Source organism: uncultured Aurantimicrobium sp., from assembly GCF_936931525.1.
In the GTDB taxonomy this organism is placed as follows: domain Bacteria; phylum Actinomycetota; class Actinomycetes; order Actinomycetales; family Microbacteriaceae; genus Aurantimicrobium.
On record NZ_CAKZII010000020.1, the window covers coordinates 1 to 8,627 of the forward strand.

The following is an 8,627-nucleotide window of genomic DNA, read 5'->3' on the forward strand; positions in this document are numbered from 1 at the left end:
GGATCACGCTTGAGCAACATGGCGCCGTTCGAGCACACGACATACTCTGGCCAGATATTGAGTTGGCGCAGGACGGGAATGGTTTCCACTAGTGAACGGCCGGTAGCCAGCATCACTTCGTGACCACGCTGTGCAGCAGCGCGAACAGCGTCGACTACCTCGGGAGCAACATCGCCGCGATGGGTCAGGAGGGTGCCATCAACATCGAGGGCAACAAGCCACCGATCTTCAGGTGAAACCTGAGTCACTGCTGACACTTAGGCGCCCACCGGAGTGATGACACTCATTCCGCCGAGGTAGGGGCGAAGGGCTTCAGGAATAATGACCGAGCCATCTGCCTGCTGGTGTGTTTCCAGAATGGCTACCAACCAGCGCGTGGTGGCAAGAGTTCCGTTGAGGGTTGCCACAGGAGCGGTCTTTCCGCTCTCAGTGCGGTAGCGAGTCTCGAGACGACGCGATTGGTAGGTCGTGCAGTTGGAAGTACTGGTCAGCTCACGGAATGCGTCCTGGGTGGGAACCCATGCTTCAATGTCGAACTTGCGAGCAGCGCTGGAACCCAAATCTCCTGCAGCCACATCAATGACGCGGTATGCCAGTCCTAGCGACTGCAGCATGCCTTCCTGCCACGCGACGAGACGGTCGTGCTCTGCCTCTGCCTCTTCAGGAGTTGTGTAGACAAACATTTCCAGCTTGTTGAACTGGTGGACGCGAATGATGCCGCGGGTGTCCTTGCCGCTGGATCCGGCTTCGCGGCGGTAGCAAGTTGACCAACCGGCATAACGCAGAGGGCCATCAGCTAGGTCGATGATTTCGTCAGCGTGATAGCCGGCGAGCGCAACCTCGCTGGTTCCGGTGAGATAGAGGTCATCCGCGGGGAGGTAGTAGATCTCGTCCGAGTGCTCGCCCAAGAAGCCCGTGCCCTGCATGATGTCGGGGCGAACGAGGGTTGGGGTAATCAGGGGAATGAATCCTGCTTCGAGCGCACGATCCAGAGCCAAGTTCATGAGGGCAAGCTCAAGACGTGCACCAATTCCGCGGAGGAAGTAGAAGCGAGCGCCAGAAACCTTGGTGCCACGAGTCATGTCAATAGCGCCGAGGCTCTCACCAAGCTCGAGGTGATCCTTGGGTTCAAAGTCGAAGGTGGGAACAGTGCCCACCTCACGCAGGGTGACAAAGTTGTCTTCGCCACCGGAAGGAATGCCTTCGATGATGGGGTTCTGAATCTTGCGGGCAGCCTCGGTATAGGCCTCGTCTGCAGCGGTTGCTGCAGCGTTGGCTTCTTTCACCTTGGCGGCAAGCTGAGCTACTTCAGCGAGGAGAGCCTTCTTCTCGTCACCTTGTGCCTGACCGACCTTCTTGCTGAACACGTTCTGTTCTGCGCGCAGCTCTTCAAAGGCTGCCAGCGCAGCACGACGATCAGCGTCTGCCTGCAGGGCAACGTCTACGAGTCCTGGGTCAGATCCACGAGCAACCTGTGAGGCTCGAATAACGTCAGGGTTTTCGCGGAGCAATACTGGGTCAATCACTCACCCAGTTTACGGTGACTAGTCGCCGAGTATCTCCGCAAGCCAGGCGCGTGCGTCAGTGAAGATGCCGTCCGCATAGCGCTTGGAGTGCTCTGTGGTGATCTTGTCCGCGCGTGGGTATGACCCGAGGAAGATCACCTTCGGGCTGAAACGGCGCAGGCCAAGCAATGCGTCGGCCACACGCTCATCACGGGCGTGGCCTTCGGCATCAATAACAAAGCGGTAGCGACCGAACTCATCACCAATCGGGCGGGACTGAATCAACGACAAGTTCACGCCACGGGTGGCGAATTGCTCGAGCATTTCCAGCAAAGCACCTGAGCGGTCATCGGGAAGTTCCACGATCAAGCTGGTCTTGTCCGACCCGGTGGGTGCTGGAAGTTCTTTTGTTTTGCTCACCAAGACGAAGCGGGTCACAGCATTGGGGTTATCGGCAATTCCAGAAGCCAGAACCTCCACGTCATAGTGACGGGCAATACCAGCAGGTGCGATGGCGGCATCTGCGGTGTCGTTTTCCAGCAGGCTGGCAGCAGCTGCCACGTTGCTGGAGGAAGGAATGTGGCCGTGGTGCGGGATGGCGTTCTCAAGCCAGCCGCGGCACTGGGCATAGGCAACGGGGTGAGCGTTGACAATCTTCACGTCAGCAAGAGAAGTTCCCTTGCGGGCAACAAGCTCGAACTCAACGGGCACGAGGTATTCACCAATGATGCGCAGGTTGGGAATGTTTGCCAAGGCGTCTTGGGTAGCGGTGACGCCACCTTCAACAGAGTTTTCAATGGCAATCATGGCTGCAACCGAGCGGCCCGAGACAACATCAGCGAGTGCTTCGCCCACGTTATTAACCGAGTGCCAGGTCTTTCCTTGAGCTTCAGGAACCTGTGCCAGGGCAGCTTCAGTAAAGGTGCCGGCAGGACCTAAATAGCTATATGCCGGTGCCGTCGTTACTTTTTCTGAAGAACCCATGTCTCAAATGCTACCGGGACTGGCAAACTTGGCTTGTGACTAACCGCGCAGGAACTCAGGCCCTCCCTTCCGACCTCATCGATATCGATGCCCTCGTGAAGGCGTATTACGACCTCACCCCAGACATAAGCGTGCCCGAACAGCGAGTGGTTTTCGGCACGAGTGGTCACCGCGGATCGTCCCTGAACGCAGCTTTCAATGAGCAGCACATCCTCGCCACCACCCAGGCAATCGTGGAATACCGTGCACTGCAGGGCATTACGGGGCCCCTGTTCATCGGGGCCGATACACACGGCCTGAGCCGCCCTGCCCAGGAAACAGCTCTAGAAGTGCTCGCGGCTAATGGCGTGCGCACGCTCAAGGATTCTCGAGATGGATTCACGCCTACTCCTGCTGTGTCACACGCAATCCTCGCCTATAACAATGGCGGCCACGCTGATGAGGCAGACGGCATTGTGGTCACCCCCAGCCACAACCCACCCCAAGATGGTGGCTTCAAATACAACCCCCCTCACGGTGGTCCAGCTGACGGTTCGGCCACGAACTGGATTGCCGCTCGTGCCAACGAGCTCATCGAAGCAGGCCTGGTTGATGTGAAGCGCACCAACCCCGAAGGTCTCATCGAGGAGTATGACTTCCTCGAGCACTACGTTGCTGACCTCGAGAACGTCATCGACATGAAAGCTATTGCTGAATCAGGCGTTCGCATTGGGGCTGATCCACTCGGTGGTGCTTCGGTTGCCTACTGGGCTGCCATCAAGGATCGTTACAACCTCAACCTCACCGTGGTGAACCCCAACGTCGACCCTGCCTGGTCATTTATGACCTTGGACTGGGACGAGAAGATCCGGATGGATCCTTCCAGCCCCAACGCCATGGCTTCTCTCATCTCCAAGCGAGGCGACTTTGATGTCCTCACCGGTAATGATGCCGACGCTGACCGCCACGGCATCGTCACTCCTGATGCAGGACTGATGAACCCCAACCACTTCTTGGCAGTGGCCATTGAATACTTGTTTGCCAACCGTCCCGGTTGGCGTCAGGATGCCCGCATTGGCAAGACCCTGGTGTCCAGCTCCATGATCAACTTCGTAGCTGACGGCCTGGGCCGAGTGCTCTGGGAAGTGCCGGTTGGTTTCAAGTGGTTTGTACCTGGGCTGGTGGATGGCTCCGTGGGCTTCGGTGGTGAAGAGAGCGCAGGGGCTTCGTTCTTGCGCAAGGACGGAACTGTCTGGACCACCGATAAGGACGGCATCATTCTTGCCCTGCTGGCAGCAGAGATCATTGCCGTCACCGGCAAGACTCCGTCGGTTCTCTATAACGAATTGACCGTACGCTTCGGAGACCCGGCCTATGCCCGCGTGGATGCAGCAGCTGATCGTGAAGCTAAGGCTCGCCTCGGCAAGCTCAGCGGTGACGACATCACCGCCACAGAGCTTGCAGGCGATCCCATCATTGCCAAGCTTTCTCATGCACCTGGAAATGGCGAAGCTATTGGCGGAGTGAAAGTGGAAACAGAGTTCGCATGGTTTGCTGCTCGACCTTCCGGTACCGAGGACGTCTACAAGATCTACGCAGAGTCGTTCAAAGGCCCTGAGCACCTCAAGCTCGTGCAGGCGGAAGCCAAGAAGATTGTCGATGCAGCGCTGAACGCTTAGTAAGTCGGTGCTGGCTCGAGCCCAAAGAATTCCTCGAGTGTGGCAATGCCGTTGTTGTGCATTGCCGTTGATACTTCCGTGCCGACATAGCGGTAGTGCCAGGGCTCAAACTCGTAGCCAGTGATGTGTTCTGAGCCCAGTGGGTAGCGCAAGATAAACCCGTATTGCCACGCGTTGGCAGCTAGCCACTGTCCTGCGGCTGTGTCAGCAAAGCAGTTATACAAAGCACACCCACTGCCATCATCAAGATCAACAGCGAGTCCCGTTTGGTGCTCTGAGTGGCCTGGCTTTGCGGAGTATTGGTTGGCCCGTTCTTCACCATCTCGAGCCACGAAGTTGTTATACGTCTGTTCTTGAGTGGCATAGCTGCGATAGCCACTGAGGATTGTCATCCAGATTCCCGCTGCAGCAGCATCTGTGCCAAGTTGCTCTAGTGCGGCAGCTGCTTCTGCACGCAAGAGGCGCCCGTTGGGGTTTCCCACGACTCCCGGAACAACCATGTCTCCAGCTTCGTAATCCAGCGGGTTCAAAGGGCGATGCTTATTTGCGACCACCGTGATGGAACCAGGGTCGACCAGGTTATATGTCGGTGTGGGAGTCGGCGTAGGTGTTGGGGTGGGCGTAGCCGTAGCCTTGTGAGTGGCGGTTACGGTTGGCGTGGGCATCGGGGCGGCACCACACCCCGTCAACAGAAGTGTCCCCACAACGAGCAGGCAGAGCCGTGTTGTTGTGGAGGAGGTCATAATTTCAGAATATCTAGCTCTGCTGGGGAATAAACCCCAGCGGGTATAGCGTTGACAGGTACACGGGATGTTTTTCCCCGTGAATTCTTCCCCGCTACTTTGACGTTAGAAGTTGTATGTCTAAAACAGATGCTCGCGCGCTAGGCGAATCGATCATGACTAAGAGAGAAATCCTTCTTGTCATGATCGGGCTCATGTCAGGCATGTTCCTGTCCGCACTGGACCAGACCGTGGTGAGCACGTCGATGCGCACTATCGCGGACGACCTGGACGGTATGTCTCTGCAGGCCTGGGTCACCACTGCCTACATGATCATGTCGACCATCTCGACTCCGCTCTATGGCAAGCTCAGCGACATCTTCGGTCGTCGCCCGCTGTTCATCATCGCGATCTCTGTCTTCGTCATTGGATCACTGCTGGCTGGAACTGCTGACACGATGTATCAGCTTGCTGGTTACCGCGCGATCCAGGGTCTGGGTGCTGGTGGTTTGATGGCGCTGCCGCTCGCCATCATGGGCGACATGCTCGCGCCACGTGAGCGTGCAAAATATCAAGGCTTCTTCCTCGCTGTCTTTGGTGTCTCCTCGGTCATTGGTCCCCTCATCGGCGGCCTGCTTTCGGGCACTCCAGAAATCCTCGGCATCACCGGATGGCGCTGGGTTTTCCTCATCAACGTGCCGATCGGCATCGTGGCACTGGCTGTTGTTCTCAAGGCTCTGCACCTGCCCAAGACTCACCGCCGCGTGCGCATTGACTGGTGGGGTGCAACAACGGTTATCACCGCCACTGTTCCTCTCTTGGTTGTTGCTGAGCAGGGCCGCGAGTGGGGCTGGCTCTCCACGGCGTCCATCTCCTGCTACTTGATTGGTGTCTTCTCGGCAGTTGCTTTCGTGATGATCGAGCGCTCCATGGGCGATGACGCCCTCATCCCCATGAAGATGTTCAAGTCACAGACCTTCACCATGGCCACCATCCTGGGTGTGTTTGTCGGCTTCGGTATGTTCGGCGCGATGATGACCATCCCTCTTTACCTCCAGCTGGTGAAGGGTGCCACTCCCACCGAGAGCGGCCTTCTTATGCTCCCCATGATCTTGGGCATGATGATTGCCAGCATTGTCAGCGGTCAGGTTATTGCTAAGACCGGAAGCTACAAGTGGTTCCCTCGTTTCGGAACCGCGTTCATGATTTTGGGCTTCTTGCTCTTCACACGTCTGACGTGGGACAGCCCGCTGTGGTTCGTCATGATTGGCATGTTCTTCATGGGTGCAGGTCTGGGTCAGCTCATGCAGACCCTGACCGTGGCCAGCCAGAACTCGGTTGGTCCCCGTGACATCGGTGTGGCCACCAGCTCCTCCACCTTCTTCCGCACCATGGGTGGTACAGCCGGAACGGCAATCTTGTTCTCGGTGCTGTTCAACACCATTCCTGAAGCATTGAAGAAGGCATTCGAAACTCCTTCCATCACCGCTGGTGTTGCCAAGGCATTAGCTGATCCAGCCATTACTTCTAACCCCGCTAACGCAGGCATTCTTGCCGTCTATAAGGACCCCACCGCTGTGGGAACGTCCCTCGATGGCGACACTTCGTTCCTTGTGGGAGCAAATGAGGCCTTGGCTAAGCCCTTCCTCGTGGGCTTCGCTGACGCAACGGTGACCGTCTACCAAATCGGCCTCGTCGTTGTTGTGATTGCGTTCATCCTCAGCTGGTTCCTCAAGGCAACCCCACTTCGTCAGAAGTCCGCCATGCAGGAAGCAGCAGATGAGGATGCAGAACTCATTGCCGAGCGTTCAGCAGAGATGATGGGCTCCATGATGGAACCTGGCACCGCAACAGGAGCAATCAAGCTCAAGGAAGCTGAAGCACGTGAAGCTGCACGTGAAGCTCACAAGGCCAAGGCTGAGGGAAAGGCACAGAAGAAGGCAAAGTCTTCTTCCTAGCAACTCACAATTGATTCTCTGCCCAGACATTGTCTGGGCAGAGTCAGTTAAACCAGTCGCGTGGTCTGAGCAATTACTGAAGGTGAGACGGGAGTTCCCTGAGGAGTCATCTCTGAGGCATAGGGTTCACCGGCAACGATACGCAGCGGAAGAATTCCTGCCCAGATGGAGCGGTCATCTCCATCATCTTCGAATTCATCTGGTCCGGCGTCGCTGATCTTGACGCTGACTCGCTCCAGTGGAACGCGCAGCACCATCGTTGCAGCCAGTTCCTTCTTGGTGGTCTCGCGTACTTCTTCCCAGCGACCAGGCATCATGTGGTTGGTGAGAATGGCGAGAGCCTCGAGCTTCTCTTCACCTTCAACCACGGTTGCGCTACCCATGATCACAGCTGAGCGGTAGTGGATAGAGCTTTCGAAAGCAGAGCGTGCATAGACAAGCCCGTCAAGAAGTGTGACGGCAATCGAGAGCGGACGTCCATCCGACATCTCTCGGAAGATCCCTGACCCGGTCGAACCGTGAATCAGCAAGGTGTCGCCATCGCGACCGATACCGACGGGAAGAACGACAGGTTGATCCCCGCGCACGACAGCAACGTGACCAACGATTGCTTCATCAAGAAGTGCATTCAGCGCATCGCGGTCGAAGACCTGCTTCTCCGGGATGCGCTTGACCCGAAGTTCTTCGGTGCGTGGAAGTTCAGCATTACTCAAAGCGAACAGCTCCTTCGTAAGGGGCGAAGCGCGACCGCATCACGGCGAGCGCTTCAGGGTTTTGATCAATCAAGATGAAATCGCGGCCGAGGGCCGCTGCAACTGCTCCCGTGGTTCCACTGCCGGCGAAGAAGTCGAGCACGGTGTCGCCCTCGCGGCTGGATGCCTGGACGATGCGGCGCAAAATACCCTCTGGCTTCTGGGTGGGGTAGCCGGTCTTCTCTTTGCCCGTGGGCGAGACAATGGTGTGCCACCACACATCTGTCGGGAGCTTTCCCTTGGCGGCCTTCTCTGCTGTGACCAGGCCAGGAGCCATATAGGGCTCGCGATCTACCTCTTCAGAGTTGAAGTAATAGTTCTTGGGGTTCTTCACATAAACCAAGATGGTGTCGTGCTTGGCGGGCCAACGGCCCTTCGCCTTCGCGCCGTAGTCATAAGCCCAGATCAATTCGTTTAGGAAAGAGTCACGGCCAAAGAGCGCATCCAGCATCACCTTGGCGTAGTGGGCCTCTCTATAGTCGAGGTGGAGATACAGAGTTCCGTCATCGGCGAGCAGGCGCCATGCTTCACGCAGGCGTGGCTCCAAGAAAGCCCAGTAGTCATCAAAGCGGTCGTCATACTTCATCAGATCACTACGAGTGCGCTCATAGCTCTTGCCCTTGAACCCGACTAGTCCACTCGTGGAGTCGTCGGCAGCAAGGACCGATGTCACCTTGCTGCGACTCTGCTCACGCCCCGTGTTGAAGGGAGGGTCGATATAGATCAGGGTGACAGATTCATCCGGCAGGGTCGCCAAGACTTCGAGGTTGTTTCCCTCGATGATGCGACCGGTTGCTGAACTCACGTGCCCATTCTCGCAGTTATCGTCCTAGGCTCGTTCTATGAGCACAGAAGTGACCCACAAACCTTCCGTCCGACGTTTTCTCATCAGCTCAGATGGGACGCAGGCAGGCTTCCTCGAGTATGAGGATCAGGGCGTACATCGCCTCTTCACTCACACCGTTGTTGATCCTGCTTTTCGCGGTGAGGGACTTGCTTCAATCTTGGTACGGGCCGGTATTGCAGACACCGTTGCAAACACACAACT

The 8,627-nt window shown here is 57.0% G+C and carries 9 protein-coding genes; 3 read left to right on the forward strand and 6 right to left on the reverse strand.

Going from position 1 to position 8,627, the window contains the following annotated elements:
- The 3 genes from Q0362_RS00915 to pheA form a co-directional block, all read right to left on the reverse strand.
- Positions 1-257, reverse strand: a 257-nt coding sequence (locus tag Q0362_RS00915) for an HAD family hydrolase (protein WP_298118762.1), incomplete at its 3' end; no start/stop codon positions are given.
- Positions 258-1,526 carry a serine--tRNA ligase gene (gene serS, locus Q0362_RS00920; protein ID WP_298118766.1) on the reverse strand — a complete coding sequence of 423 codons (1,269 nt, stop codon included), beginning with the start codon at positions 1,524-1,526 and terminating at the stop codon, positions 258-260.
- An 18-nt stretch (positions 1,527-1,544) separates the two neighbouring features.
- Positions 1,545-2,489 (reverse strand): prephenate dehydratase, encoded by a 945-nt coding sequence (gene pheA, locus Q0362_RS00925; RefSeq protein ID WP_280794597.1) that lies wholly within the window; start codon positions 2,487-2,489, stop codon positions 1,545-1,547.
- A gap of 35 nt (positions 2,490-2,524) precedes the next feature.
- Between pheA and pgm the strand changes: the two genes are divergently transcribed.
- Positions 2,525-4,147, forward strand: coding sequence for a phosphoglucomutase (alpha-D-glucose-1,6-bisphosphate-dependent) (pgm, locus tag Q0362_RS00930; RefSeq protein ID WP_298118773.1), 1,623 nt, complete (start codon positions 2,525-2,527; stop codon positions 4,145-4,147).
- Here pgm and Q0362_RS00935 read toward each other — a convergent pair.
- On the reverse strand, positions 4,144-4,890 hold the full coding sequence (locus Q0362_RS00935; protein ID WP_298118776.1) for a M15 family metallopeptidase: 747 nt from the start codon (positions 4,888-4,890) through the stop codon (positions 4,144-4,146). The two genes, pgm and Q0362_RS00935, sit on opposite strands and share 4 nt — an antisense overlap.
- 155 nt (positions 4,891-5,045) lie before the next feature.
- Between Q0362_RS00935 and Q0362_RS00940 the strand changes: the two genes are divergently transcribed.
- The gene (locus Q0362_RS00940) at positions 5,046-6,827 is read left to right on the forward strand and encodes an MDR family MFS transporter (RefSeq protein ID WP_298118779.1); all 1,782 of its coding nucleotides are present in this window, start codon (positions 5,046-5,048) and stop codon (positions 6,825-6,827) included.
- A gap of 47 nt (positions 6,828-6,874) precedes the next feature.
- Here the strand turns inward: Q0362_RS00940 and Q0362_RS00945 are convergent, their stop codons facing one another.
- Positions 6,875-7,540, reverse strand: coding sequence for a pyridoxamine 5'-phosphate oxidase family protein (locus tag Q0362_RS00945; protein WP_298118782.1), 666 nt, complete (start codon positions 7,538-7,540; stop codon positions 6,875-6,877).
- Positions 7,533-8,384 carry a site-specific DNA-methyltransferase gene (locus tag Q0362_RS00950; RefSeq protein ID WP_298118785.1) on the reverse strand — a complete coding sequence of 284 codons (852 nt, stop codon included), beginning with the start codon at positions 8,382-8,384 and terminating at the stop codon, positions 7,533-7,535. The genes Q0362_RS00945 and Q0362_RS00950 overlap by 8 nt, the downstream gene beginning before the upstream one ends.
- Before the next feature lie 37 nt (positions 8,385-8,421).
- On the opposite strand from Q0362_RS00950, the gene Q0362_RS00955 reads away from it, so the two are divergent.
- On the forward strand, positions 8,422-8,627 hold a 206-nt coding region (locus tag Q0362_RS00955; RefSeq protein WP_298118790.1), incomplete at its 3' end, for a GNAT family N-acetyltransferase.